The sequence below is a fragment of the Pseudoalteromonas shioyasakiensis genome, from assembly GCF_001550135.1.
Lineage (GTDB): Bacteria > Pseudomonadota > Gammaproteobacteria > Enterobacterales > Alteromonadaceae > Pseudoalteromonas > Pseudoalteromonas shioyasakiensis.
Genome location: NZ_LRUE01000002.1, coordinates 164897 through 191895 on the forward strand (window position 1 = coordinate 164897; position 26999 = coordinate 191895).

Consider the following 26999-nt stretch of genomic DNA (forward strand, 5'->3'; position numbering starts at 1 on the left):
GTCGAAACTATTTTCCAATATATCGCTAATAGTGGTGAGTCATGATAGCGTTAGCTCAAACACACTATTTAAAGCGTAACAATGGATTTGATCAGTTGGCAGTTTTTAGGTGGAGATTTATTAAGCCCGATCAGCACAATCATGCTCATTGTGGTTGCGGGCTTTACTTCAATGATTTCAGCAGCTTTTGGTGCGGGCGGCGGCTTAATGCTGCTGGTGATCATGGCATCCATGCTTCCTATGAGTGTGGTTATTCCTGTTCATGGGTTAGTGCAGTTAGGCTCTAATGCAAACCGCTTTTTGTTCACGTTTAAACATATTGATGGTGCTATGTTTGTGTACTTCTCTTTAGGGGGAGTCTTAGGTGCGCTGGTTGCCTCAACGATTGTCACATCAATACCCCTTGAATTAATGAAAATAGTGGTTGCTGCATTTGTGCTTTATTTACTTTGGGGTGTGACGCCAAAGCTCAGAGAAACCTCAAAGTTATGGCGTGTTCTCGCTGGACTTTGGACCACGTTTATCTCGATGTTTGTAGGGGCAAGTGGGCCTTTGGTTGGCAGCTGCTTATATGTGAATAATTATAATAAGCTTAAATTTACCGCTACTTTTTCAAGCTGCATGACAGTACAACATACCTTAAAAGCGATTTTATATGGGGCTGTGGGCTTTGCATTTTGGCAGTGGTTGCCGCTGGTTATGCTCATGATAATGAGCGGTGCTTTAGGTACTTGGCTTGGCCTTAAGTTATTGCACCGCATTTCGTCAGATAAATTTAAAAAGATTTTTCGTTTAGTGTTAACGGTGCTTTCCCTGCAACTTGCGTGGCAGGGAATTATGGCTTTTAGTATTTAAACAAACCCAGTTTGGCAACGATGCCGCGTTCTAATTCATTGAGTTGGCCTATGGTGTTATCGAGGTGCTGAGCTTCTTGCGATAGGCTCTTAGCGCCTTGGTTAATGAGCTGCATGGTATTTAAGATATCAGCGGTCACGCTGGTTTGCTCTTCAGAACTTGCCGCCACGCTCTCGTTCATTTGATTAATGGTATTGATTTGTTTAGCAATATCTTTGAACACCGCTTGGCTTTTTTGATTCGCTTGGCTCACTTTATCGCTCAGTGACTTGCTTTGCTCCGTTGCGGTTACACAATCAGAGGTATTTTTGTGTAGCGATACAATAATCGACTCAATCTCAGACGTTGAATCATAGGTTTTACTAGCAAGCGCTCTTACTTCATCGGCCACCACAGCAAAGCCACGACCAGATTCCCCCGCACGAGCCGCTTCAATAGCAGCATTTAGAGCCAGTAAATTGGTTTGCTCGGCAATACTTTTTATAACATCGAGCACTTGGCTGATTTCGTTACTGCTGGCGTTTAATTGTTTAACTACGTTTGATGTATGGTCGAGTTGTGCAGCTAATTCGTCAACCATGTTGCCATTGGCATTCATATTTTGTTCGCCTTGTTGGCATAAGCGATGTACGTCGGTTGTTTGCTGTGCAGTTTGATTAGCCCCTTGCGCAATCTCTTTGGTTGCTTCACTTAACTGACTAAGTGCATTGGTTGCTGAATCAGTGCGATTATATTCAAGCTCGGCTTCGTTTTTAGAGCGCACAGATGCTTCGTTTACTGTGCTGGCTATCATTTCAAGCTCACTGGCTGTGCTGCCTAGCTCTGTAATTATTTCTTGCACTTGCGCTATAAATCGATTGAAACCATCGACCAAATAGCCTATTTCATCATTAGATTGATAGCTAATACGTTTTGTAAGGTCGCCTTCGCCTTTGACAATTTCATCAACAAGGCTATTTACGCTATCGATTGGTTTTATCACTAATAGCCGCACGATATAAATAATCACCGCACCCAAGGCGATAAAAGAGACCAGCAAGGTAATAAACATGGTGCGTGTCGACTCAGCAATGGTGCTATGCAGTGCTTGTTGTGAGTAACCAATTTTTATGTGGCCAATTAAATTATCTAAATAGTGCAAATCAATAGTTTTGCTAACCGATGCGCTATTGCTTTGTTTAGTGATAGAAGCAAGTGGCTTATTGCGATGATCTGTCACTGAAATGCTATATACATGTTTGTTTTGCGAAAAGGCTTTAATAATCTGATTGATTAACGGCTCATCATAAGAGAATACCGGCTCGGCTAAAATAACCTGCATTTGCTCATTAAGGGCCGTGATGTCGTCTTGCCATTGTTGTGTTTGACTCGACTTTGCCAGCAGGTAGTTTGCACTGATCACGAAGATCACGCTCAGTAAAAGGCACAAAGACAGTGCCAAGGTCATTTTATATTTTAATGATTTCATTGTGCGCTCATTGAAATGGGTTAAACCACAAAGGGCTATTTTTATTAGGTGTGTTCGACGATAACGTTGGGTTATCTAGCTCAATTACGCGACGCGAGCTTAAGTTGGCTTTTGATAAAACCGTTTGTACTTGGCTGTCTGCCAAAAACATGGCGTTAAATGTGCCATCGGCAATCATCTCGTTTAGCGCATCATTTAGCTGTTTATGCAGCGTGTGGTTGTTTTTGTTGACGAAAAAGTAAAGTGGTGCGGTGTACTTAATAACTAAGTGCGGCTCAACAGTGAGGTTAAGCTCTGAGTGATTGGCAATTTCATCCCAAGGTTCATTCACCCCACGTGGGAAGTAGTCAAAGCGCTCGCCTTCAAGCATTGGAAATAAGTTAGGGTATTTTAATGTAGTAACAACAGGCAGTTGATTTGCTTTTAATATTTTCGTGTCTGGCCAGGTTTTACCTTGCCCAGCGGTAAAACGTTTTAAATCTTGTAAGCTAGTTACCGAGCTAAACAGTTCGCGATTTTGTGCTTTAACAATCGCGACTCGCATGCCAAGTAAGCCACGAAACAAGGGAATATAAACGGCTTGATAATCTTGCTCTAACTGAGTAGATGTCATGCTCCACATCACATCAAGCTGGTTGTTTTTTACATCGTTTAAGATACGTGCATTAGAGATATCTTTATTGGTTTCGTAAGGGTGAACATACTCTAAGTCAGCCCGTTCAATGGCGCTGATCAGTAATTTGTGGGGAAGTGAGGTATCGCCACTATAGCTTTGAACTTTTACCGGTGCGGCAAAACAAGCCGACGTAAAAGCAAAGCAAAAAAGGAAAGCAAAATGACGCATAAAGCACCTTTGTTATTATTATGTAAACAATAAACTAAAGTGCTTTACGCGCTTTCTCAATCTTATTTCTTATGCATACGTATTCATACCTAATCAATCGTTCAGAAGGCTGTCGATTGACTTATCACCATTAAACAATTCAAACACTTGTGGTTTTTTCGGTGTATGTTCAGCAAGGTATAGCAGGGTATTTGCTACATCTTCACGGTTGATCACCGCATCTTGGCGCGTTGCAGGGCGCGTGGTGGTTAATAGCCCCGTTGCTGCAACATTTAATAGCGTGCCAGGTCTGACAATGCTGTAATTTAATTCGCTATTGATTAAATGTTGGTCAGCCATGTGCTTTGCAACTAAATACGGTTTTATACTGCTTTCAATGTTATCTGGGGCATCAGCACCAATAGAGCTGACCATAATAAAGTGCTTAACCTTGGCATCTACCGCATAATTAATCGCTTTAACTGCGGCCCATAAATCTATCAGTAAGGTTTTATCAGCACCCGTTGCGCCGCCGGAGCCCGCGCTAAAAATCACTTGTTCAACACCCTCGAAGGCACGACTAAAATCGTTTTCGAGGTCTTGCTCTACAATCGTTAAATTATTACTTTCAAGCGCAGTCAGTTTGCTTTTGTCTCTAACCAGAGCCACTACATCATTACCACTTGCCAGCATTTTTTCGGTGGTCATTTTGCCTATTTGGCCCGTTGCGCCAATGATTAAGGTCTTCATATCAAACTCCTTCTAATTGCTGTGTAAGTAAAGACCTTGGGGTGTGGATTTATTTTTAAAGGGGTACAAGCAAACTTTGAATAAAAAAGTATTATTTGGCATAGTGTCAAATTAGGTACAAATTCAATTTAAAGGACTTAAAGTGAAAATATTTATTAAACTTTTGGTGTTAGTAACTTTGGTATTTTGCAACGCGGCATCTGCTAATCAATGGCTATCACCTTATCCAAATAGTGAGGTTGAAAAGTCGGTTAAACTCAGTGGCGAACAGACTCAATTAATGAGTCAGTTTGATGGCAGTAAAAAGTCGTCAGAGCGATTTAGTTACACAGACTTTATTGGTGATGTAAACCACACATTATACGAAATAAACAATGTTGCTACTCTCAAAGTATTTGAAAACTATAAACACGCTTTACTCACCGATGGTTTTAATATTGTTTATTCTTGTCAGCTAGACGCTTGCGGTGACAGCAGTGATTTTGCAGAGGAAGTCGGTTACTTTCAGCTCTATAATTATCATCGTAAGCCATATTATCTGCTTGCCACTAAAGGTGAAAAGCCTGAATTTGCAGTGTCGTTATTTGTTGGCCAGTACAACAGTAAAACGCGTGTTATGAGTAGCTCAATTGCGATTAAAGAGCTTGAAACAGGTCTGATAAAAGCCAATACAGCTGCTTTTGCAAAACAGCAAACAAACCCTGTTACCAAAGCACCTAAAGACGATATTAGAGGCTCAAGCGATCACCCATTACTAAGCCGTTATCCTGGTAGTTTTATTGAAGCCTTTGAGCAAATTGATTACGAAGAATTTTCACTACCAACAGGAATATTTAACCGTAAAAACAAAGCGCTACCTGCTGAAGATGTGACAGGCGATATCACTCGTATTACTTATGAAATTAGAAAAGTATCAACCCTTAAGGTTTTTCATAACTATGTGTCTGCCTTAACAAAAGAAGGCTTTGAAACGGTATTTAGTTGCGAACGTCAAGCATGTGGTGACGACCGTAAGGCAATACAAGCACTTGGTGATCACTTGTCGGCAAAACAAGTTTATAACTATTATCGCCAGCCGCGCTATCAGTTAATGAAAAGCACCATAGAAAATCAAACAACCTATGTCGCATTTTTTGTTGGGAATTACCAAGGCACTACGCGAGTGCAGCTTGTTATAATTCGAACAGAGCCTTTACAAGGAGATTTAGTTAAAACCAATCCGGACCAAGTGTTAAAGCAGCTAGAGCAAAAAGGTAAAGCAGCCATTTATGGCATTTACTTTGATCATGATAAATCAGACATTAAGCCAGAGTCAGCCGAGTCATTAAAAGTGATTGCGGATGTTTTAAATAAAAATAACAGCTTAAACTTGTACGTTGTTGGTCATACAGATGATAAAGGAAGCCCAGAGTATAATTTAGGGCTGTCATCTAAGCGAGCTAAAGCAGTTGTTAAAGCGCTCGTGAGTCAATATGGCATTAAAGAGTCGCGTTTAATTGGTTATGGTGTAGGCCCTTATGCGCCAGCTGCCAATAATAAAAATGATTTGGGTCGTCAGCTAAACCGACGCGTAGAGCTAGTTGAGCGATTAAGTAATTAATCAAAAGGGGCTTTTTAGCCCCTTTAAATTTTATTACGAATTAGGTCGCGAACAATAAAGCGAGCAGGGTGAATAGCCTGACTCACGCGTTCGCTAAATGGTCTTGGCTCATTGTTTAAGCAAGCAATTAAATGCTCAGCACTCAAGGGGGCACTGCACAGGCCTCTTGCGCCAAAGCCAGTGAGCACATGCAAGCCTTGCTGAGGTTTCGTTAACGTTTGGTACTGATAACGCTTACCTAATCTTAAATTAGCAAACGCACTTAAATAATCACTTTGTTCAGCCCATTCACCTGCCATAGGTAAATGGTCGATGAAGGTGCACCTTACAGCTGCTTTTGCGGCTGTTATTTCACCTAAGGTCGTTGCAAACTCGCTGTCTGTGTAAAAGCTTAATAGTTGTTCACGATTGGTAAGGTTGTCTTGCTCTTTAACTTCACGGCTTTTTGAGTTTTTTTCAAAAGTCGCGCCCATGCAATGATGGCCCTGATATTCAGGAGTAAAATAGCCCTTATGGCAAAGCACGGTCTTTAGGCGTTTTGACTGCTCGCTTGCTTGCACATGCGAGACTTGGCCGCGTACACCAACAATAGGTAGCGCTTGAGTTTGGCTAAACTGGTCACTGTGTTCACCAGCACAATTAATCACATCGCTAAATGGCCCGAATGTTTGCTCTTTTGTGTGTAATAACCAGCCATCTGCGGTTTTTTCGAGCTTTTCAATGTGGCAATTAAAGTGACTGTCCATTTTATTATTGGTAGTGGCAGTTAACGAACTTGCCGCATTAAATAGAGCTGTAACCAGGGCTGGTGGATTTACCCAGCCGCCTTTTGCAAAGAATACACCTGAGTAGCCCGTTTCTACACCGGCAATTTCATCACCTTCTTCGGCGCTTACATTACGCATTAATTCTGTTGGCCAAAGTTCTTTATCGGCAAGGTTTTGATGTTTATCAGCTAGGCCTTGTTTAACCGCGTGCTGTAATACACCACACCACTGGTGAGGGTAGTCAAAACCATCATCAAGTAATTGTTGGTATAGACGCATCGCATATAAAAAACTATGGGCGAACATTTCACTGTGTGGTGAGTTTTTTGCTTGTAAATGCGGATAAACAGCCCCTTGTACATTGTGAGAAGCGCCCATGGCAAGCGCTTCATCTTGGCAAAACAGCGTGGCTTTTAGGCCTCTTTTTGCCAGTGAATACAGTACACTGCTACTGGCAATACCACCGCCAATAACAGCCACATTACTCAGTTCACTTTGCTGATGAGCAAAATAGGCAGGCCCTGATTGTTGCTCATTAGGCTCAGTGAGCTCGCCAATCAGCATTTCGCGCTTTTTACCATAGCCTTTTGCTTTACTCATGCTAAAGCCTGCTTCGATTAGCCCTCTTCTTACAAAGCCTGCGGCAGTGAAAGTGGCGAGTGTGGCATTTGCTCTTGAGATAGCACGCATCTTGTTGAACAAACTCTGTTGCCACATATCTGGGTTTTTACTTGGTGCAAAGCCGTCTAAATACCACGCATCAACAACCCCTTCGCTTGGGTAGCTCATGGCGTCAATGCTGTCTTGCACGTCACCAAAGTAAAGGTCGAGTATTAATTTGCCGCCTGCAAATTCAAGGCGATGACAGCCGGCCAAATTAATTGGGTATTGAGTAATTAGTTGCTCACTATACTTGCTTAAACTAGGCCAGGCTTTGAGTGCTTGAGCAAGGTCATCACGCTTAATAGGAAATTTTTCAAAAGAGATAAAGTGCAAGCGGGTAACACTTTTTTTACCACTATGGTCGGGTTGATTTTGAACTTCTTGCTCTGCATGCTGCCTATCAAGGTGAGCAGCAAAGTGCTGCCATGTATTTAAAAAGTTAAGCCCGGTACCAAAGCCTGTTTCAGCAATTGCAAAGTGGTCACGGTCATGATTTTGTAATCGTTGCGGGATATGGTTTTGTTGATAAAACACATAATGTGATTCGGCTAAGCCATCGTCATTAGAGAAATAAACATCGTCAAACTGATCGGCGACAGGGGTACCAAGGTGATTAAAATGAATATGTGCGTTTTTGATCATGGTTTAACTAATTAACTACAAACTTTTTTCATTATTTTACGTGTTTTCTTTGAAATAGTCTGGCGTTATTTATAAGCTAGACATTCAGAGTACATGTGTACGCTAGAAAGCTGACCACTTCGAAAGTAATTTCAGCGTAAAATAGAACACAATTTAGTATAGAGCTAAGGTAATTACCCATGAGAAGAGCCGTTATTACGGGCATCGGTGTTGTTTCAAGCATCGGTAACAACAAAGAAGAAGTATTAGAATCATTAAAACAAGGCCGTAGTGGTATCGCGTTCAACCAAGAGTTTGCTGACTACAACCTACGTAGTAACGTATCTGGCAAAATCGATATTGATGTTAAAGAGTTTGTTGATCGTAAAGCAATGCGCTTTATGGGCGATGCAGCGGCATACGCTTATATCTCAATGTCACAAGCGATTGCAGATGCTGGCCTTAGTGAAGATCAAGTTTCAAACGAGCGCACTGGTTTATTAGTGGGCTCTGGTGGTGGTTCATCTAAATGGCAAGTTGAAGCGGCTGACATTTTACGTGAAAAAGGCGTAAAACGTGTTGGTCCTTACATGGTACCACGTACTATGGCGAGTACGACTTCGGCGTGTCTTGCAACACCATTTAAAATTAAAGGTGTTAACTACTCACTGAGCTCTGCATGTGCGACATCTGCACACTGTATCGGTCACGCGGTTGAGCAAATTCAACTAGGCAAGCAAGACGTAATTTTTGCAGGTGGTGGTGAAGAGCTTCACTGGACGCTAGCAATGGAATTCGATGCAATGGGTGCATTGTCTACTAAGTACAATGAAACACCTGAGAAAGCATCACGTACATACGATGCAAACCGTGACGGTTTCGTTATCTCTGGTGGTGGCGGTATCGTTGTTGTTGAAGAGCTTGAGCATGCACTTGCTCGTGGTGCGCACATTTATGCAGAAATCACTGGTTACGGTGCAACGTCTGACGGCTACGACATGGTAGCTCCATCAGGTGAAGGCGCTGTACGTTGTATGAAGCAAGCAATGCAAGATCTTGAAGGCGGTATTGATTACTTAAATACTCACGGTACTTCAACACCTGTTGGTGATGTGAAAGAGCTTGGCGCTATTCAAGAAGTATTTGGTGGTAACTCACCAATGATCAGTGCAACCAAAGCGATGACAGGTCACGCTTTAGGTGCAGCAGGCGTTCATGAAGCAATTTTCTCGCTATTAATGCTTGAGCATAACTTTGTTGCTCCATCTATCAACATTGATGAACTAGATGAGCAAGCTGAAGGTCTAAATATTGTAACTGAGCGTAAAGACGTTGAACTAAATACAGTTATGTCTAACAGCTTCGGTTTCGGTGGCACTAACGCCACATTAGTAATGAGCAAATATAAAGGTTAAACCTCTCCAGTATTTGCTTAAAGCCGAGCAATAGCTCGGCTTTTTCATTTGTTATAAAGTCTTAGTTGTTACCTATCCGAATACTGATAAATTCGCTACAATAGCGCCACTTTCTGCCTCTCGGACACACAAATGAAAATTCTTGCAGATCAAAATATGCCATTGGTTGAGCAGTACTTTGCCGATTTTGGTGATGTTGAGCGATTTGATGGCCGTAATCTCCAACCCGAGCAGCTAGTCGGGGTCGATATCTTGTTAACCCGCTCTGTTACCAATGTAGATAAAGCCTTACTCACTCAAGCAGATAAATTAAAATTTGTGGGCACAGCAACCATAGGTGTTGATCACATTGATACCGAGTTACTTGCTGAGCGAAATATCGCATTTAGCAGCGCACCAGGTTGTAATGCCGTGGCGGTTGCTGAATATGTTATTAGCTGCTTGTATGCCTTGAGCCAAGAAAATGCCAGTTCATTACAAGGTAAAACCATCGGCATAGTGGGTGTTGGCAGTATAGGTAGCTGTTTACGTGATAAGCTTAGCCTGCTTGGTATGAATGTATTGTTATGTGATCCACCAAAACATGAAGCCGGTGAGCTTGCAGAGCATATTGAGTTAGACACATTACTAGCCCAAGCCGATATTGTGACTTTTCACGTGCCATTAGTTAAACAAGGTCCGCATAAAACCTTGCACATGCTAGACGAAACACGCTTAAAAGCACTTAAGCCGGGTATGACGATTATCAATGCAAGCCGTGGTGATGTGATTGATAACCAAGCATTGCTAGCATCGTTTGAGCAAGGCGCAAAATTAGATTGTGTGCTTGATGTTTGGGAAAACGAACCCAATATACTGACACCTCTGCTTGATTATGTACGTTATGCCAGTGTGCATATTGCAGGGCATACACTTGAAGGCAAAGCCCGCGGTACACAAATGCTGTATCAGCAAGTATGTGAGCTTGAAGGCATCGCAGCGCTTAAGTCTCTGGACGATTTTTTACCAGAGCCAATTAGCCATTCTGTCACGCTTGGTGAAACCTTTAACCAAGACGATATAGGTCGCTTGGTGCACTTAATTTATGATGTGCGTCGCGACGATGGCATTTTACGAAGTAAATTAGCAAGCAAAGGCTTTGATAGTTTACGTAAGAATTACCCGCCACGACGCGAGTTTAGTACCTTGTCGGTGGCTGCCAACAGTGCATGTGAAGGCGCATTAGCTGCACTGGGATTTAGAATTAACGAATAAAGCTATTTGCTTTATTCAAAAGAGGAAAACACATGTCGCAAAAATTTAATGTAGCCGTATTAGGTGCCACAGGTTTAGTGGGTCGTCAGATTATCGAAACTTTAGAAGATCGTAAGTTTCCGGTAGACCAATTATTTTTACTTGCAAGCAGCCGTAGTGCTGGTGAAGAAATTCAATTTCGCGGTGAGAGTATTGAAGTAATTGATGTTGAAGAGTTTGATTTTAGCCAAGCTCACATTGGTTTATTTTCAGCAGGCGGCAGTGTTTCTGAAAAATACGCACCGATTGCAGCGGACGCAGGCTGTGTGGTAATTGATAATACCTCACACTTTCGTAATGACTACGATGTGCCACTAATTATTCCTGAAGTGAATGCATCAAGCTTAGCGGATTTCAGAAACCGCAACATCATTGCAAACCCTAACTGCTCAACGATTCAAATGCTGGTGGCATTAAAGCCAATTTATGATGCTTATGGCATTGACCGCATTAACGTATCAACTTATCAAGCTGTATCGGGTGCGGGTAAAGAAGCCGTTGATGAACTAGCTAAGCAAACAGCAAACTTAATGAATGCACGTCCGATGGATAATGCCGTTTTCCCTAAACAAATTGCTTTTAATGTGATCCCACAAATCGATAGCTTTGAAGATAACGGTTATACCCGCGAAGAAATGAAAATGGTCAACGAAACACAAAAAATCTTAGGTGATAACAGTGTTGTGGTTAACCCTACTTGTGTTCGTGTTCCCGTGTTCTTTGGTCACAGTGAAGCGATTAATATTGAAACGCGTATGCCAGTAGATATCGAACATGTGAAGCAGCTATTAAACGATGCACCTGGTGTAGAGTTTATTGAAGACTTAGCCGATTACCCAACAGCAGTATCAGATGCAAGTGGTAACGATACTGTATACGTAGGTCGTTTACGTGCTGATATTTCGCATCCTCATGGTTTAAACATGTGGGTTGTTAGCGATAATACGCGCAAAGGTGCGGCAACAAATAGTGTGCAAATTGCTGAAGAGCTTATCGCAAATTATTTATAAATCTGATGATTTAGGCTGAGCTAAATTTAAGAAAAGCGGCAATTTGCCGCTTTTTTTGTGAATTCACTGCCAAATTATTGCCGCATACGCTGTAAAAGCGTATAAACTTAACGATAACAATAAAAAAGCCTCTCAGCCGCTATTATTTAAGCTATTTACTATCAAGGTGTTGCAATAGATATTGCAAGGCAACTAAGTTATAGTTTGCAGCTGGAATAGAGCTTGCAAGAAAACATAATTAAGAATCAATTCTGCAAGAATTACTTGATGTTTAAGCAACCAAGGTTGCTGCGTTAACATTTAAAACATAAAGGATCAGCATGCGCGGTTTAGCAACACTCTTCATATTAGCGTCTGCATTGGTGGTAACACCGACATACTCTGATGAAGGCACCACACTTAAAGGCCCTAAAGGTGTCGATTACGGTGCGCAGGGGCGCTCTATTGGTCCAATTAAACCGACCGATACATTATGGCGTATTGCCGCTAAAATTCGCCCTGACAACTCTGTAAGCATTTATCAGGTCATGCAAGCTCTGTATGACAAAAACCCATCGTCATTTTTAGATCAAAACCTAAATCATATGCGTGATGGCGCATACCTAAAAATTCCAACCATTGCAGAAATGCGTGCGGTCAACCCGACATTAGCAAAAGCCCGCTCTGAACAGGATGATGAGCTGTGGGAAAAAAAGAAAAACGGCACGCTGACTACAGCTGAAATTAATGAATCGCAAAAGAAAGTAACTCAAGCCCGTAAAGTTGATGTAGACGAAGCAAAACAAGAACTTAAGCAAGAAATCAACACTATTAAAACAGAGCAGGGCACGCAGCTAGTAGAGTTACAAAAGCAGTTTAAATCGTCGGTTGAAAATGTTGAAGAAATCTTAGCTGAGAACAACAAGCTCAAAAAGCAACTGAGCGGTATTTCTAAAGAGCTCGAAACCGTTCGTGATCAACTTGGCCAAGACAGTGAAATTCAAAAGCAACTGAAAGAGTTGATCAATAAACAAAATGAAATCATAGAGCAGCAAAAAGCAAAAAAGATTGAAGAGGACAGTGGGTTTAGTTTTTCGAGTTTACTGAGCAACCCATTTGTTCTCGGTGCTTTAATGTTTATTCCTGCATTACTGATCATTGCAGCTGTTGTGATGTTTTTGAAAAAACGCAACAGCACCAATGATGATACAGATGCAAGCGATGACGATGAATTTTTACCTCAAAGCCCAAGTTATAATGCTGATGATGATTTAGAACCAATTATAGAAACTGATCCGCTAGTTCCTGATCCGGTCGAAGACAATGATGACTTGAGTGTGCGGTTAGATGACGACTTAGACCAAGACATGCTGCCTGATGATGACATCATTTTTGACGACAGCATTGATGATAGTTTTGATGAAGATGACAGTGTTTTAAATCAAGATGAACTAGAAGGTTTATTAAGTGATGACATCGAGTTTAATGATGAGTCTTCAAGTAGTGCTGACGATGATGATTTAGATGCATTTTTACAGCAAGATTTCGATCAAACCGATGACGACAGTTTAGGTGATGAAATTGACCTAGATAGTGAGCAGCCTCAAGCAGATTCATCGGGTGATATTTTAAGTGCTGATGATATTGATGACCTATTTGATACTGATGAAGGTGACTCGTTAGATAACGCTAATGATGAAATGGCAGCGCTTAGTGAAGAGCTCGCAGAAGATGACGCTGAAGATGATTTTGACATTGATAGCTTAATTGATGAGCAAAACAATACGGATTCTAATCAAGACGTAAACCTAGACGATATTGATGACTTACTCGATGAAAATAATGATGCCTCAACAACTAACGTTGAAGCTGAACTCATCGATGAAGATGATTTCGATATCGACAGCTTAATTGATGAAGCGCAAACAGAAGAGCCAGCAACTGAAGCTAATGATTCATTAGAAAGCGATGATCTTGATGAGGCGCTGGATGTTGATGACATTGACTCGCTGTTAGATGAAGCTCAAGAAGAAGCGCCAGTCGAAGAACCAAGCGCGGATGAACTCATCGATGAAGATGATTTCGATATCGACAGCTTAATTGATGATGCACAAACAGAAGAGCCAGCCGCTGAAACTAACGATGCATTAGAAAACGATGATCTTGATGATGCGCTAGATGTTGATGACATTGACTCATTATTAGATGAAGTTCAAGAAGAAGCGCCGACCGAAGAACCAAGCGCAGACGATTTAATCGACGAAGACGAGCTTGATGATGCCCTCGATGTTGATGACATTGATTCATTGCTAGATGAGACACAAGCAGAGCCTGAAGCGGAGCTTGTTGAAGAGCAGCCTGAAGAGCTTGCAGAAGAACCAAGCGCAGACGATTTAATCGACGAAGACGAGCTTGATGATGCCCTCGATGTTGATGACATTGATTCATTATTAGATGAGGCACAAGCAGAGCCTGAAGCGGAGCTTGTTGAAGAGCAGCCTGAAGAGCTTGTAGAAGAACCTAGTGCAGACGATTTAATCGACGAAGACGAGCTTGATGATGACATTGATTCATTACTAGATGAGACACAAGCAGAGCCTGAAGCGGAGCTTGTTGAGGAGCAGCCTGAAAAGCTTGTAGAAGAACCAAGCGCAGACGATTTAATCGACGAAGACGAACTTGATGATGCCCTAGATGTTGATGACATTGACTCGTTATTAGATGAGGCACAACCTGAGCAAGAGCCTGAAGCGGAGCTTGTTGAAGAACCAAGCGCAGATGACTTAATCGACGAAGACGAGCTTGATGATGAACTAGATGTTGATGACATTGATTCATTGCTAGATGAGGCACAAGCAGAGCCTGAAGCGGAACTTGTTGAAGAGCAGCCTGAAAAGCTTGTAGAAGAACCTAGCGCAGACGATTTAATCGATGAAGACGAGCTCGGTGATGAACTAGATGTTGATGACATTGATTCATTACTAGATGAAGCTCAAACAGAGCAAGAGCCTGAAACGGAATTTGTTGATGAGCAGCCTGAAGAGCTTGTAGAAGAACCTAGTTCACACGACTTAATTGACGAAGATGAGCTTGATGATGATTTAGATGTCGATGACATCGACTCACTATTATATGAAGCTCAAGAAGAGCCTGAATCTGAAAAGCTGGTTGAAGAACCTAGTGCAGACGATTTAATTGACAAAGATGAGCTTAATGATGATTTAGATGTCGATGACATCGACTCATTATTGGATGAAGCGCAGGAAGAGCCAGAACAAGAACCAGTTGAAGAGCTTACCGAAGAGCCTATTACGGATGATTTAAGCGGTGAGTTTGATACCGATGAAATCGACTCACTACTTGATGAGGTTGATGCAGAGTCAGAAGAACCTGAGTTAACAGATGAAAGTAGCTCAGATATTGATGACAATGCTGAGCAAGGCGATGAACTCGATGTAGCAGATATTGACTCATTACTTGATGAAGACGCTAGTGATGAGCAGGACTCTGACGTTGATGATGAGCTCGAAGAGCTTATTCAGCAAACAAATGAGCTGAAGCAAGACACTGAAGCGCAGATATCAGATTTAAGTCATGAACAGAGTGACAGTGCAGATCATGATGAGAATCTACAAGAGTCGCTAGAAGATTTAGCCGATGCTGATCAAGCGGTTGATGACATGAATGTTGAATCGATTGCATCAGAGTTGGTTGATGATACGGATGATAGTGACGAAGTTGATATCGATGAAGCGCTTAATCAAGAGTTTAATGAAGATAGCGATGAGCTATTAGATGAAGATGATAGCCTTGACGAGTTTGATGATCCATCACTGAAAAGTGTCGATGAGTTATTAAATGAAATTGGTGAAGATGATGACTATGTCGAAGCACCAGACTGGTCAATAGATGAACCAGAGCAAGACATAGAAGAAGTTGAAATTGATTTAGGCGATGATCCGCTAGCAGATGAAGACCTAACTGATGAATTTGATTTAACTGCTGACGAAGAGCCATTACAGCAAGATACCGTGACTCCTAGCCAAGAGCTGGAAGAGTATCCTGAACTTGAGCTAGATGAAGCCGGTTTTGAATTGGATGAATCTGATGAAGACATTTCTGGTGAGTTAGATGAAGATGCACCATTACAGTTAAGTCAGGCAGAGCAAGACCTTGCTAATTCATTAGCAACGGGTAATGAGCTTGATCAGCTAGACGATGATTTTGATGATGAGATCTTGCTTGATAATGAATTTACAGAAGATGATATTCTTGACCCTGAGGACGACTTATCGGATCAATCACAGAGTGAAAGCACAACAGAGTTAACGAGCGAAGCGCCAACTGACGATGAGGTGGCTGATAGCCAAGACGAATTAGAGGAGTTCCCTGAATTCGAATTGGATGATATTGAACTTGATGATGCCGTAGAAGCTGAACAAACATTAGCTGATATCGAGTCTAATTTAGCTGACGAGGCTGATTTAAGTGAGCTGTCAGACGATGAAATCGATGATGATTTTATGGCTGACCTTACTCAAACAGACTTTGATGCGCTGTTAAATGAATTAGCAGAGCCAGATGAAGCTGATATTGCTGATGCCAGTGAGTTCGACGTTGATTTTAATGCACTATTAAATGAAGACTTACAGGGTGAAAGCGAACAGCCAGTTGAACCTGAAGTACAGGCATTAGATTCCGAGGAGCAACAAACTACTTCAACGGATGAGTTTGTAGATATCGATTCATTACTTGAACAAAGTGACGATGAAGCACTCGACCACGAACCTTATGATGAGGTTGATATGGATGTAGGGCTGAGTGATTTTAATGACTTACTAGCAGGCGATAACCCAACTGATGTTGATGCCGAAAGTGGTGGTTACTCAGCAAAACTGGATTTAGCTCGGGCATATATTGAAATAGACGACTTTGACTCAGCGCTGCAAGCCGTTGAAGATGTTATTGCCAATGGCCCAGAGGAAGTGCAAGAAGAAGCACAATCACTTAAAGCTAAAATTAACGAGTAATAAGTAAAACTGACAGTAAAAAACCGAGCAACTAGCTCGGTTTTTTGTATCTAAGCGAAGGTTATTGTTTGTCTTGTAAGCGACGAGCTTTGAAGTCAGACTCGGCTTTCCACTTAGGCCAATCGCCGTTATCAGCAAGTTTGGCAGCAATATCAACAATCAGTTCAATATCTTGCTCAACACCGCCCATAGACCAATCCGCTGAATAGTCGTCAGCTTCTTTATGATATTTGTGCGCGATGTAATCAGGATCTGTATCACCTAAACTCATAAATAGTAAGCTAGGAACGCCTTGTTTAGCTAAAGAGAAGTGATCAGAGCGGAAGAACAAACCATTTTGAGGACGAGGGTCCATTTTTACATGACGACCTTGTGCTTTCGCTGCATCCGCAAGGTAGTCTTCCATTTCAGACATGCCTTTACCGTATTGTAATATGTAGTCAACGCCGTCTAGCACGTTCATACCATCAATATTAAGAAGCGCGACCATTTGCTTGGTTGGTACAATCTCGCCAGTAGCGAATTGTTCTGAGCCAATAAGCCCTGTTTCTTCGGCCGTAAAGTTGGCAAAGATAATAGAGCGTTTAAATGGTTTTTTCTTATGCATTTCAGTAAGAATACGGGCTATTTCAACCGTTGCTGCGCTACCTGATGCGTTATCAACAGCACCATTGTAGATTTTCACGCCGTCATCAGTTTGCTTGGTGCCAAAGTGGTCCCAGTGCGCACCAATTACAATGTACTCATCAGGAGTTTCGCTACCTTTAAGCGTTGCAACAACATTATGCGATTGCGCTTGAGAGATATCACTTTTCAGTGTCAGCGCTGCTTTCGCTTTTAAGTCGACAGGTTTAAAGTCAGCTTTTAGTGCGTTGGCTTTTTCAGTTTGATAATCAAGGCCAGCTTGAGCAAAAATTTCATTTGCCGCTTGCTCATCAATCCAACCCATTACAGGGATGTCAGAAGCATTCTTATCTTGGTCGATTAAGGTATATTTGCTACCCGTGTTCGAGCTTTCTACAACGCCCCAAGGGTATGCGGCAGGAGCCGTTTCGTGAACGATAAATACTGCTTTTGCACCTTGGCGAGCACCTTCTTCATATTTGTAAGTCCAACGACCGTAGTAGGTCATAGCATTACCGGTGAAAAGCGTGTCGTCTTGGGTGGCAAAACCAGGATCATTAACAAGCACGATAATTGTTTTGTCTTTTACATCAATATCTGCAAAGTCATCCCAATTATATTCAGGTGCATTAATACCATAGCCAACAAACACAACATCAGAGCCATCAATGTTGATTTCAGGGTTAATTTGTTGGGTACGGGCGGTAAAATCACTGCCAGCATTAAAGCTTAAATCACCCACTTGTAAGGTCATGTTTTGATCTGGAGTGAGTTTTGCCATGGTAACTGGCTGTAAAAATTCGCCATTAAAACTACCGCTTAAGCCGAGTTTTTTATACTCGTCGGCTAAATAATTAATGGTTAGTGTTTCGCCTTCAGTTAAAGGGCCACGGCCTAAGAATTCATCAGAGGCGAGGGTTTTAATATGTGAGCGTACATTGGCAATGTTTACGGCTTCATTGCTTTCAGCGTTCGGTTTATCAGTGCTTGTTGTTGGTTGCTCAGAGCAGCCGAATAAACCAATTGCAAGTGCCAAGCTTGCATACTTAAGGTGAGTTGTCATAGTTTTTCTGGTTGATTGCACAGGGTTTCACTATATGGGACGCGAAGGGGGGCTGTCCAGAAAGAGTCTACAAATAACTAATTATTCAGGATGAAAGGATAATAATGCACCTTTCATCCTGTCAATTTTACCACCACGCTTTATCAATCGCCGTATCTTGAATTTTAAATACCTCTCCAACTAGCGGAGTACTCAGTGATACTTGCTCTTGTCCTGCCTTTTTAGCGACACGTTTAAGTGGGTCATACCAAGCATGAAAGGCCAGATCGAATGTTCCATTATGCACTGGCACCATCACATCACCTTGTAAATCGAGGTGAGCTTGTACTGATTGTTCTGGTGTCATGTGAATGTCAGCCCAGTCTTTGTCGTAAGCACCGGTTTCAATAAAAGTGATATCAAACGGCCCATAACGATTACCAATTTCTTTAAAGCCAGCAAAATAGCCAGAGTCACCGCTAAAATAAAAGCGCTTGTCATTTATTTTAATAGCCCAAGAGCCCCAAAGAGTTTTATTGCCGTCTGTTAAACCTCGGCCAGAAAAGTGCTGGGTTGGGGTAAATACAATTTGGCTATTTGCCATATTTTGCTCTTGCCACCAATCAAAGCTATGGACTTTTTGTTTATCAACGCCCCATTTTTTCAGGTCGTTTTCGACTCCTAATGGCACATAAAAAGAATCTGTTTTATCAACAAGCTGTTTAATTGCTGCTTTATCTAAGTGATCATAATGGTTGTGCGAAATAAACACCTTGGCAATGTTTGGTAGCTCTGCAATGCTGATAGGTGTTGGCTGAAAGCGCTTGGGTCCCATGAATGAAAAAGGCGAAGCGCGTTCTGAAAATACCGGATCAAATAGCCAGTATTCACCATACACTTTCGCTAAAATAGAGGAGTGACCTAATTTCACAAAATGCACTGTGTCATTAGATAAACGCTCAAGCTGTGCATGAGAAACACAGTGCATAGGCAGTTCACCTTTTGGCTCTGCATCAATTTTCTTTTCTGTAATAAAGCGTTTGAAGATACCTAGCGTTTTCTTAAAGCTGGGTCTTTCTACCTCAGCAGTATTGTGGAACTTGCCATCAGATAATTGCGCAGAGTGGCTGTTATCACTCACGCCTTCAGCGGCTAATTGATTATTCATAATTAACACTCCTATCACGATGCATAGAGTGGCGATTGCGAGCCATTTTAGAAATTTCATATCGTCACCATAAGTAAACTACACGGTGTAGTTTTTCATGGTTTGCTATAAAAGTAAACTATCTAGTGCATTTTTTATTTTTGCGTTACACTAGTAACCCTTATCGGAGGGGTCCATGAAATTATCACAGAGAAAACGATTAGATATTTTGAATGCAGCTGAGACATTGTTTTTTCAGCAAGGTGTTGAGCATACCAGTATGGATCAGGTTGCAAGCTTAGCGGGTGCCTCAAAGCGTACCGTATATAATCACTTTGAAAATAAAGATGTGTTGTTTCAAGCCATTCTAGTGTTTATGTTTGAAAAAGTCCGCCAAGAGCAAGCGGTTGTATTTGATGCCGCTGTTCCAATTGCACAGCAGTTAACACGCATTGCTGAACAAGAAGTGGCACTTTTGACCTCTGAAGAGTTTTTAAAAGTAGCGAAAGTCGCTTTTATGCAGATGTTACAGCAGCCTGATTTAGCAAAATCATTAGCCAGTAATAACATGGGCTGTATGCAAGATCTGGTGGCGTTTTTAGAAGCGGGTGTGCAAGCACAGGTTTTAACGATTGATGATGTTGAGTTTGCAGCGAAACAGTTTGTGTATCAGTTAAAGTCGCTGATCTTTTATCCGTTGCTGTATGGCTTTGAGCGCCAAGAAGGCGACTCTGATAACAAAGTAATAAGCGAAACTGTAAAAATGTTCTTAGCGCGTTATGGGCGCTGATATTTTGGAACATAAAAAAGCCCGCTTAATGCGGGCTTTTTAAATATCTGCAAGAAGGTTTACTTCACTTCTTTACCAGCTGCTTGTTGGTCAGCATGGTAGCTTGAGCGAACAAATGGACCACAGGCCGCATGTGTAAAGCCAATTTCGTCTGCATAATCTTTTAATGCATCAAACTCCGCTGGCGGCACATAGCGTTTAACCGGTAAGTGGTGCTTAGAAGGTTGTAGGTATTGACCTACTGTTAGCATATCAACGTTATGCTCGCGTAAGTCACGTAACACTTCTTCGATTTCGCTAATTTCTTCACCTAAACCTACCATCAAACCAGACTTAGTTTTCACATCTGGATGTGCTTCTTTAAAGCGACGTAACAGCTCAAGTGACCATTTATAGTCAGCACCTGGGCGCGCTAATTTGTATAAACGCGGTGCTGTTTCTAGGTTGTGGTTAAATACATCTGGCGGCGTCTCGATTAAGATATCAAGGGCTCTGTCCATACGACCACGGAAATCAGGTACTAGAATTTCAATCGTGATTTCTGGGTTGTGCTTACGAATTTCACGAATACAGTCAGCAAAGTGCTGTGCACCACCATCACGTAAATCATCACGGTCTACTGAGGTGATTACAACATAGCTTAGCTTCATGTCTTTAATAGTCAGCGCTAGCTTTTCAGGCTCAGCTGCGTCTGGCTTCAATGGACGGCCATGGGCAACATCACAGAACGGACAACGACGAGTACAAATAGCACCTAAGATCATGAAAGTCGCAGTACCATGGTTGAAGCATTCAGATAGGTTAGGGCACGAAGCCTCTTCACACACTGAGTGTAAACCATGTTTACGCATCGCTTGTTTAATACCATCAATACGTTCAGTTGATTTTGGTAAGCGAATTTTTAGCCACTCTGGCTTACGCAACATTTCGTTTTTTTCAGTCGGTAAAACTTTAACTGGGATCAGTGCCATTTTTTCTGCATCACGCAGTTTTACGCCTGGTTCCATTTTGACTGGTTTATTCATTCGTTTTCAAACCCTTCAGTGTGCTTAACCACAGTAGCATTAAGCTTTTTAATCATGTGTTTTACAAGCCCTGCACCTGCTTGCTCGAGGTTTTGCGGACCGTTAAGATCGGTTGTTTGCACCATGTTCATGCCAGCATAGCCGCATGGATTAATACGTAAGAATGGACTTAGATCCATACTTACATTTAGTGCTAAACCGTGGAAAGAGCAACCGCGGCGAACGCGAAGGCCTAATGAGGCAACTTTGCTGTCGTTAACGTAAACACCGGGTGCGTCCGCTTTCGCGTAGGCATCAATGTCGTAGTCTTTTAACGTATCAATAATGCACTCTTCAAGCCAGGTTACCAGCTCCCTTACACCAATGTTTAAACGACGTAAGTTGAATAGCACATACATCATTTGTTGGCCTGGTCCGTGATAGGTAACTTGACCACCACGATCCACTTGGATCACTTCGATATCACCGGTATTTAATAAGTGCTCAGCTTTGCCTGCTTGGCCTTGCGTAAATACTGGCTCGTGCTCTACAAGCCAAATTTCATCTGCTGTGTGCTCATCACGGGTGTCGGTAAAAGATTGCATTTTTTGCCAAATTGGCATGTAACGCTGACGACCTAGTTGACGAACGATTAATTCTCTTTCGCTCACGATTTACTCCGTAATCGGCCTATAGCATGTGACGTACGTCATCGATGTTGCTGATCACGTTGTAAATTTCTTCAATGTGCTCTTTACTTGTAACGGTTGCTACAAGCGTTACAGATTCGTAATTACCTTTGCTGCTTGGTTTTACCTTTGGCGCATAATCGCCAGGTGCAATTGGTTGCAGCTTTTCTAGGATCTGATCTGTTAGATTTACGTTAGCTAAGCCCATGATTTTAAATGTGAATGGGCATGGGAAATCTAAATACTCGTCAAACTTAGTATTTTTTACAGGTTGAACCACGACGGTGACTCCTCAAACAGTGAGTGTGCTTAATAGAGGTCTTCTCTGCCATTTCTTGGCGTTAAGCAAACTTAGATTACGACGCACTCGACCCAGCGCGACTGATATGGGGCGCATTCTATCATTTTTCAGACAAAAAAAAACGCCTTGCGGTGCAAGGCGTTTATAAACTTTATGACCAGATTACTGAATTTGTAAACGTAGGTAATCGTAGATCTTGCTAAAGAAGCTGCCTTCTTCCACTTCCTCTAGTGTAACTAGTGGATATTGTGCAATTTCTTCACCTTCAAGCTGTAAGAATAGCGTGCCTACTTTAGTACCTTTAGCAAGCGGCGCTTCTAATGTTTTATCAAGCTCGAAGTTCGCTTTTAAGTTTTTACGCTGACCACGTGGAATAGTAATAGGTGTATCTTCTAAGATACCTAACGATACGTTTTCTTTGTTACCCATCCAAATACGTTGCTCAGCAAAGCTGTCGCCTGCTTTATATGGCGTGATTGTTTCGAAAAAGCGGAAACCGTAGTTTAATAGTTTTTTGCTTTCAACTTTACGAGCACGTTCGCTTTCTGTGCCCATTACTACCGCGATTAAACGCATGTCATCTTTAGTTGCAGAAGTTACTAAGCTATAACCCGCTTCTGATGTATGGCCAGTTTTAATACCGTCAACGTTCATGCTTTCATCCCATAACAATGAGTTACGGTTGTATTGCTTGATGCCGTTAAAAGTGAATGATTTTTTCGCGTATACTTCGTACTCATCTGGTACATCGCGAATAAGTGCAGCACCTAATGTTGCCATATCACGTGGTGTCGTGAAGTGTTCGTTAGTATCTAAACCATGGCTATTCACGAAGTGGCTGTTAGTCATGCCAAGCTTTTCAGCGTGGGCATTCATTAAATCAGCAAATGCGCTTTCACTACCAGCAATGTGTTCAGCCATTGCTACACAGGCATCGTTACCTGATTGAATAATGATACCGTGGTTTAAGTCATCAACACTGATCTGCTTACCGACTTCGATAAACATTTTTGATGATTCAGGAAAATTCTTTGCCCAGGCTTTTTCACTGACTGTAACCATATCAGTTGGTGCAATATTACCTGCTTTGATTTCAGTACCAATTACATAACTGGTCATCATTTTGGTTAAACTAGCTGGTGCTAACTTTGTATCTGCTTCGCCTTCGGCAATTACTTTACCTGTGGTGAAATCAACCAAGAAATAACCTTTCGCATTAACTTGAGGTGGGGCAGGGATAATTTGGGCTGTTGCAGAAAATACGCTAGCAGTGCAAACAAGGCCACAAACGCCACTTAAGATTTTATATTTTATAGATTTCATCGTACTCATTAATGGTTAAAGTTAAACATGTTGCGTTGACCTATTCTAAAGGTCTTACTCACTGTAAAGCAAGAACGCGTTCTGAAATTGGTTTTGTTTTAGCTTTTCTAAAACTGCTTGTGCTTCTGCGGCATCTTTTATTGGACCAAGACGTAATCGATAGATTCCATCTTTTTCAACAATGTTTGTTGGCACATGATATTGCTGACGAAGTTGAAACGCGAGCGCTTCAACATTAGCAAGAGTACTTCCCGCTGCAACCTGAATGTAGCTTAAACGAGGGGCAGAATTGGCAAGGGTAACAGCCTCAACCTTAACACGGGCTGTACCTTGTCGGTAATAACCTAATTTATAGGCCGCAGAATAAGATAAATCGATAATCCGGTCATCATGAAATGGGCCACGGTCGTTTACGCGTACAATTACTGATTTTCCATTATCTAAATTTGTTACTCTGGCAAAGCTCGGTAGCGGTAGCGTTTTATGGGCTGCTGTCATCGCAAACATATCGTACACTTCGCCGTTTGAGGTGTGATAATTGTGAAACTTTCGACCATACCACGAAGCAATGCCTTCTTCTACATAGCCTGTTTCATCTAACATCGGCGTGTAGCGTTTACCACGGACTTCGTAAGGGCGACTAGCGCTTGCACTTTTAACAACCGGGGTGACTATGGCATCTTGCATTTCAAGTTCGGTTGGTTTTCGAAGCGGGGCTGCATCATGCTCCATAGCATAACGGCCTTGCTGAGATGAAGAGCTACACGCTGCTAGCAGCACAGAAAATAACGCTATAAGTAAGTAATTGACTCGCTGTGTCATTATTTTAAAAGCATCCTTTTATCGGTGGCGATAGACATGATAATGCCAAACCCGGCCATCAAGGTCACCATTGAGGTGCCACCATAGCTTATTAGAGGTAACGGAACACCTACTACAGGCAGTAAGCCCGAAACCATGCCAATATTTACAAATACATAAACGAAGAAGGTGAGTGTTAATGCGCCGGCAAGCAGTTTACCAAACGCATCTTGCGCGTTGACCGCAATATATAAGCCACGGCCAATAATAAACAAGTACATACAAAGTAATAAACAAACCCCGAACAGGCCAAACTCTTCGCTCAGTACAGAAAAGATAAAATCGGTATGACGCTCAGGTAAAAACTCTAATTGTGATTGTGTGCCTTGCAGCCAGCCTTTACCTTCAACGCCGCCAGAACCTATCGCAATTTTCGATTGAATAATGTGGTAACCCGAGCCAAGCGGGTCGCTTTCAGGATCTAAAAAGGTTAGCACCCGTTGTTTTTGATAATCAAGCATCACGTAATGCCAAAACGGCCATGCTGCCAAACCAACAGTAGCAGATAAAAAGCCAATAAGGCGCCAACTTAGTCCAGATAAAAACAATACAAATATCCCTGAGCTGGCAATCAAAATAGAGGTACCTAAGTCGGGTTGCTCTTTAATTAAAATGGTTGGCACCATTACAATCGCAAAGCCAATAATTAAATGAATGATTCTTGGCGGTAAATGGTTCCGCCCGATATACCATGCAACCATCATTGGCACGGCTATTTTCATTAGCTCTGACGGCTGGAAACGGGTCACTCCTAAGTCAAGCCAGCGCTGTGCACCTTTTGAACTAACCCCAAATAACAACACCCCAACCAGCATTAAAAGCCCCACGCAGTAGAGCGGAATAACCATACTCTTTAATGTGTTAGGCGAAAACTGCGCGAGTATAAACATACCTAAGATAGCGCCAAACATACGTGTTGCGTGGCGTATCATCATGGCAGAGTCTTGGCCGCTAGCGCTGTAAACAATAGCAAGGCTGGCTACCATCATCGTCATAAGGGCAATAAGAAGTGGTAAATCGAGGTGTAGGCGCTGCCAAATTGAGCGTTTTTTATTTAATGGGATCATGGCGCGTCACTTTGGGCTATTTGAATCGGGTTCGCTGAAAAGTAGTAATCCATTAATTGACGCGCAATAGGCGCACCAACCGTACTACCACCACCGGTGTTTTCAACCACCACAGAGACCACAATTTGTGGGTCGTTATAGGGTGCAAAACCAACATAGATAGCGTTATCACGTTGGCGCTCTTTAAGTGATTTAGCGTCGTAACGCTCACCTTGAGCAATACTCACAACCTGAGCAGTACCTGTTTTACCAGCTGGGTCGTAATTCGCCCCTTTAAAAGCTTTATGCGCCGTACCTGTGACTTTATGTACGGTGTTGTGCATCGCATCTAGCGCAATTTGCCAATGATGAGGATTTTTTAATACTACAGGTGGCTTTTCATCATTATTAATTTGCGTTACTTCGTTTTCTTTTTTAGCGACTTGTACAAGATGCGGAGGATGATCGAGCCCGCGGTTCACTAATATGTTGGTAGCATTAGCTATTTGCATTGGTGTTGCGGTCCAATAACCTTGGCCGATACCCACTGAAATGGTGTCGCCGCGCCACCATGACTCTCTAAAGCGGGCTTCTTTCCATTCTCGCGATGGCATAATGGCAGATGTTTCTTCATGAATATCGATTCCAGAGAGTTCGCCAAAGCCAAACTGCGTCATAAAGTCACTGATTTTGGTGATCCCTAAACGGTAAGCAACATCGTAAAAATAGGTATCGCATGATTCTTCAATAGCACGATAAACATCAACATGACCATGGCCCCAGCGTTTCCAGTCTCGCCATTTATGCTCAACGTTAGGAATTTGGAAAAAGCCCGGATCCCAAATTTGTGTTTGCTCGGTTACCAGTCCTTCTTCAAGGGCAAGGATCGACATATGAGGTTTTACTGTAGATGCAGGTGCATAACGGCCTTGGGTGGTCCGGTTAATTAAAGGTCGGTCAGGGTTTAACAACTTTTTGTAATCTGTGCTGCTGATACCATGAACAAATAAATTCGGGTCATAACTAGGGTTAGAGTAGAGCGCTAAAACGCCGCCATCTTTAGCATCAAGCACTACAATGGCACCACGCATATCTTTTAAGGCATGTTGAGCAATTTGTTGCAGGCCAATATCTAAAGTAAGTACTAAGTCGTGACCAGGCTCAGGCGGCGTGAGGCTTAAAGTACGGATAACTCGGCCACGGTTATTCACTTCAACGCGTTGTGAACCAACTACACCATGAAGGAGTTCTTCGTAATACTTTTCGATACCCAGCTTACCAATGTCGTGCGTTGCACGGTAGTTAGTAGCTTGGTCTTCAGCTTCAAGTTTGGTGAGTTCTTTTTTGTTGAGTTTGGCAACATAACCTAAGGCATGGGTAAGGGTATCGCCATAAGGGTAATAGCGAGCTAAACGCGCTTCGATACTAAAGCCAGGAAACTTATGCTGATTAACCGAGAACTTTGCAACTTCGGTTTCGTCTAAACGGGCTTTTAATACTTGGCTTTTAAAGCGGCGATTATGCTTAATGTCATCTAGAAAGTCAGCTTTTTGTTGCTCAGTTATTTCGATAACTTTTTCAACTTCGCTCAGTGCCTCTTCAAGGTTATCAACTTCCTCGGGGATCACTTCTAAATTATAAACTGGCTTGTTTTCAGCCAGTAATACGCCATTTCTGTCGTAAATAAGCCCACGGTTAGGGGCAATTGGAATAACTTTGATGCGGTTATCGTTCGAACGTGTTTGATAGTCTTGATGTTCGATAACTTGGATGTTGTATAGGTTAGATAACAACACACCAATTAACAGTGTAACAAACACAAAACCCACAAATGCTCGGCGAGCAAATAAGTTTGCCTCAGCCGAGTGGTCTCGAATCGTGGGTCTGTGTTTTCGCAT

20 protein-coding genes are annotated in these 26999 nt (G+C 42.1%); 7 read left to right on the forward strand and 13 right to left on the reverse strand.

Annotation, left to right across the window (positions count from 1 at the left end; genetic code table 11):
• Window positions 1-81: 81 nt before the first annotated feature.
• Window positions 82-855, forward strand: coding sequence for a sulfite exporter TauE/SafE family protein (locus PASHI_RS01385; RefSeq protein WP_062564336.1), 774 nt, complete (start codon window positions 82-84; stop codon window positions 853-855).
• On the opposite strand, the gene PASHI_RS01390 is transcribed toward PASHI_RS01385, so the two are convergent.
• From PASHI_RS01390 to PASHI_RS01400, 3 genes are all read right to left on the reverse strand, one after another.
• Complete coding sequence (locus PASHI_RS01390; RefSeq protein WP_062564337.1) at window positions 845-2323, reverse strand: methyl-accepting chemotaxis protein; 1479 nt, start codon at window positions 2321-2323, stop codon at window positions 845-847. The genes PASHI_RS01385 and PASHI_RS01390 overlap by 11 nt on opposite strands.
• Window positions 2324-2330: 7 nt before the next feature.
• A complete protein-coding gene (locus PASHI_RS01395) occupies window positions 2331-3167 on the reverse strand; it encodes a substrate-binding periplasmic protein (RefSeq protein ID WP_062564338.1) in 837 nt (278 codons plus the stop codon).
• A 93-nt stretch (window positions 3168-3260) separates the two neighbouring features.
• Window positions 3261-3896, reverse strand: coding sequence for an SDR family oxidoreductase (locus PASHI_RS01400; protein ID WP_062564339.1), 636 nt, complete (start codon window positions 3894-3896; stop codon window positions 3261-3263).
• Window positions 3897-4038: 142 nt separating this feature from the next.
• On the opposite strand from PASHI_RS01400, the gene PASHI_RS01405 reads away from it, so the two are divergent.
• Window positions 4039-5496: an OmpA family protein gene (locus tag PASHI_RS01405; RefSeq protein WP_062564340.1), complete on the forward strand. Its 1458-nt coding sequence runs from the start codon at window positions 4039-4041 to the stop codon at window positions 5494-5496.
• 23 nt (window positions 5497-5519) lie between these two features.
• Here PASHI_RS01405 and mnmC read toward each other — a convergent pair whose 3' ends face one another.
• Entirely contained in the window at window positions 5520-7568 is a 2049-nt protein-coding gene (gene mnmC, locus PASHI_RS01410) for a bifunctional tRNA (5-methylaminomethyl-2-thiouridine)(34)-methyltransferase MnmC2/FAD-dependent 5-carboxymethylaminomethyl-2-thiouridine(34) oxidoreductase MnmC1 (RefSeq protein WP_062564341.1), read from the reverse strand.
• Between the two features lie 179 nt (window positions 7569-7747).
• Between mnmC and fabB the strand changes: the two genes are divergently transcribed.
• From fabB to PASHI_RS01430, 4 genes are all read left to right on the forward strand, one after another.
• The gene (gene fabB / locus PASHI_RS01415) at window positions 7748-8962 is read left to right on the forward strand and encodes a beta-ketoacyl-ACP synthase I (RefSeq protein WP_054561838.1); all 1215 of its coding nucleotides are present in this window, start codon (window positions 7748-7750) and stop codon (window positions 8960-8962) included.
• 132 nt (window positions 8963-9094) lie between these two features.
• Window positions 9095-10216 carry a 4-phosphoerythronate dehydrogenase gene (locus PASHI_RS01420; protein WP_062564342.1) on the forward strand — a complete coding sequence of 374 codons (1122 nt, stop codon included), beginning with the start codon at window positions 9095-9097 and terminating at the stop codon, window positions 10214-10216.
• 32 nt (window positions 10217-10248) lie between these two features.
• The gene (locus PASHI_RS01425) at window positions 10249-11265 is read left to right on the forward strand and encodes an aspartate-semialdehyde dehydrogenase (protein WP_054551679.1); all 1017 of its coding nucleotides are present in this window, start codon (window positions 10249-10251) and stop codon (window positions 11263-11265) included.
• Between the two features lie 320 nt (window positions 11266-11585).
• Complete coding sequence (locus PASHI_RS01430; RefSeq protein WP_062564343.1) at window positions 11586-16274, forward strand: FimV/HubP family polar landmark protein; 4689 nt, start codon at window positions 11586-11588, stop codon at window positions 16272-16274.
• Window positions 16275-16335: 61 nt separating this feature from the next.
• Here the strand turns inward: PASHI_RS01430 and PASHI_RS01435 are convergent, their stop codons facing one another.
• Together PASHI_RS01435 and PASHI_RS01440 are read right to left on the reverse strand one after the other, a co-directional pair.
• Window positions 16336-17961, reverse strand: a complete 1626-nt coding sequence (locus tag PASHI_RS01435; RefSeq protein WP_062564344.1) for a M28 family metallopeptidase — start codon at window positions 17959-17961, stop codon at window positions 16336-16338.
• A 127-nt stretch (window positions 17962-18088) separates the two neighbouring features.
• Window positions 18089-19108: an MBL fold metallo-hydrolase gene (locus PASHI_RS01440; RefSeq protein ID WP_244269366.1), complete on the reverse strand. Its 1020-nt coding sequence runs from the start codon at window positions 19106-19108 to the stop codon at window positions 18089-18091.
• Window positions 19109-19283: 175 nt separating this feature from the next.
• On the opposite strand from PASHI_RS01440, the gene PASHI_RS01445 reads away from it, so the two are divergent.
• Window positions 19284-19877 carry a TetR/AcrR family transcriptional regulator gene (locus tag PASHI_RS01445; RefSeq protein WP_062564346.1) on the forward strand — a complete coding sequence of 198 codons (594 nt, stop codon included), beginning with the start codon at window positions 19284-19286 and terminating at the stop codon, window positions 19875-19877.
• A gap of 59 nt (window positions 19878-19936) precedes the next feature.
• Here PASHI_RS01445 and lipA read toward each other — a convergent pair whose 3' ends face one another.
• The 7 genes from lipA to mrdA all read right to left on the reverse strand — a co-directional run bounded on the left by lipA (window position 19937) and on the right by mrdA (window position 26999).
• Window positions 19937-20902 (reverse strand): lipoyl synthase, encoded by a 966-nt coding sequence (lipA, locus tag PASHI_RS01450; RefSeq protein WP_054551675.1) that lies wholly within the window; start codon window positions 20900-20902, stop codon window positions 19937-19939.
• A complete protein-coding gene (gene lipB, locus PASHI_RS01455) occupies window positions 20899-21552 on the reverse strand; it encodes a lipoyl(octanoyl) transferase LipB (protein WP_082389180.1) in 654 nt (217 codons plus the stop codon). The genes lipA and lipB overlap by 4 nt, the downstream gene beginning before the upstream one ends.
• 19 nt (window positions 21553-21571) lie before the next feature.
• A complete protein-coding gene (ybeD, locus tag PASHI_RS01460) occupies window positions 21572-21850 on the reverse strand; it encodes a DUF493 family protein YbeD (RefSeq protein ID WP_054551674.1) in 279 nt (92 codons plus the stop codon).
• 183 nt (window positions 21851-22033) lie between these two features.
• On the reverse strand, window positions 22034-23194 hold the full coding sequence (locus PASHI_RS01465; protein ID WP_054551673.1) for a serine hydrolase: 1161 nt from the start codon (window positions 23192-23194) through the stop codon (window positions 22034-22036).
• Between the two features lie 54 nt (window positions 23195-23248).
• A complete protein-coding gene (locus tag PASHI_RS01470) occupies window positions 23249-24016 on the reverse strand; it encodes a septal ring lytic transglycosylase RlpA family protein (protein WP_062564347.1) in 768 nt (255 codons plus the stop codon).
• Window positions 24016-25122 carry a rod shape-determining protein RodA gene (gene rodA / locus PASHI_RS01475; protein WP_062564348.1) on the reverse strand — a complete coding sequence of 369 codons (1107 nt, stop codon included), beginning with the start codon at window positions 25120-25122 and terminating at the stop codon, window positions 24016-24018. Before rodA ends, PASHI_RS01470 begins: the two co-directional genes overlap by 1 nt.
• Window positions 25119-26999 carry a penicillin-binding protein 2 gene (gene mrdA / locus PASHI_RS01480; protein ID WP_054561830.1) on the reverse strand — a complete coding sequence of 627 codons (1881 nt, stop codon included), beginning with the start codon at window positions 26997-26999 and terminating at the stop codon, window positions 25119-25121. The genes rodA and mrdA overlap by 4 nt, the downstream gene beginning before the upstream one ends.

Excerpts from the sequence above, each read along its gene's own strand:
- PASHI_RS01425 (WP_054551679.1), top strand. The coding sequence starts at position 10,249 with ATGTCGCAAAAATTTAATGTAGCCGTATTAGGTGCCACAGGTTTAGTG.
- lipA (WP_054551675.1), bottom strand. The coding sequence starts at position 20,902 with ATGAATAAACCAGTCAAAATGGAACCAGGCGTAAAACTGCGTGATGCA.
- mrdA (WP_054561830.1), bottom strand. The coding sequence starts at position 26,999 with ATGCGAAAACACAGACCCACGATTCGAGACCACTCGGCTGAGGCAAAC.
- fabB (WP_054561838.1), top strand. The coding sequence starts at position 7,748 with ATGAGAAGAGCCGTTATTACGGGCATCGGTGTTGTTTCAAGCATCGGT.
- rodA (WP_062564348.1), bottom strand. The coding sequence starts at position 25,122 with ATGATCCCATTAAATAAAAAACGCTCAATTTGGCAGCGCCTACACCTC.
- mnmC (WP_062564341.1), bottom strand. The coding sequence starts at position 7,568 with ATGATCAAAAACGCACATATTCATTTTAATCACCTTGGTACCCCTGTC.
- PASHI_RS01395 (WP_062564338.1), bottom strand. The coding sequence starts at position 3,167 with ATGCGTCATTTTGCTTTCCTTTTTTGCTTTGCTTTTACGTCGGCTTGT.
- PASHI_RS01465 (WP_054551673.1), bottom strand. The coding sequence starts at position 23,194 with ATGAAATCTATAAAATATAAAATCTTAAGTGGCGTTTGTGGCCTTGTT.
- PASHI_RS01470 (WP_062564347.1), bottom strand. The coding sequence starts at position 24,016 with ATGACACAGCGAGTCAATTACTTACTTATAGCGTTATTTTCTGTGCTG.
- PASHI_RS01440 (WP_244269366.1), bottom strand. The coding sequence starts at position 19,108 with ATGAATAATCAATTAGCCGCTGAAGGCGTGAGTGATAACAGCCACTCT.
- PASHI_RS01400 (WP_062564339.1), bottom strand. The coding sequence starts at position 3,896 with ATGAAGACCTTAATCATTGGCGCAACGGGCCAAATAGGCAAAATGACC.
- PASHI_RS01430 (WP_062564343.1), top strand. The coding sequence starts at position 11,586 with ATGCGCGGTTTAGCAACACTCTTCATATTAGCGTCTGCATTGGTGGTA.
- PASHI_RS01420 (WP_062564342.1), top strand. The coding sequence starts at position 9,095 with ATGAAAATTCTTGCAGATCAAAATATGCCATTGGTTGAGCAGTACTTT.
- PASHI_RS01445 (WP_062564346.1), top strand. The coding sequence starts at position 19,284 with ATGAAATTATCACAGAGAAAACGATTAGATATTTTGAATGCAGCTGAG.
- PASHI_RS01390 (WP_062564337.1), bottom strand. The coding sequence starts at position 2,323 with ATGAAATCATTAAAATATAAAATGACCTTGGCACTGTCTTTGTGCCTT.
- PASHI_RS01435 (WP_062564344.1), bottom strand. The coding sequence starts at position 17,961 with ATGACAACTCACCTTAAGTATGCAAGCTTGGCACTTGCAATTGGTTTA.
- PASHI_RS01385 (WP_062564336.1), top strand. The coding sequence starts at position 82 with ATGGATTTGATCAGTTGGCAGTTTTTAGGTGGAGATTTATTAAGCCCG.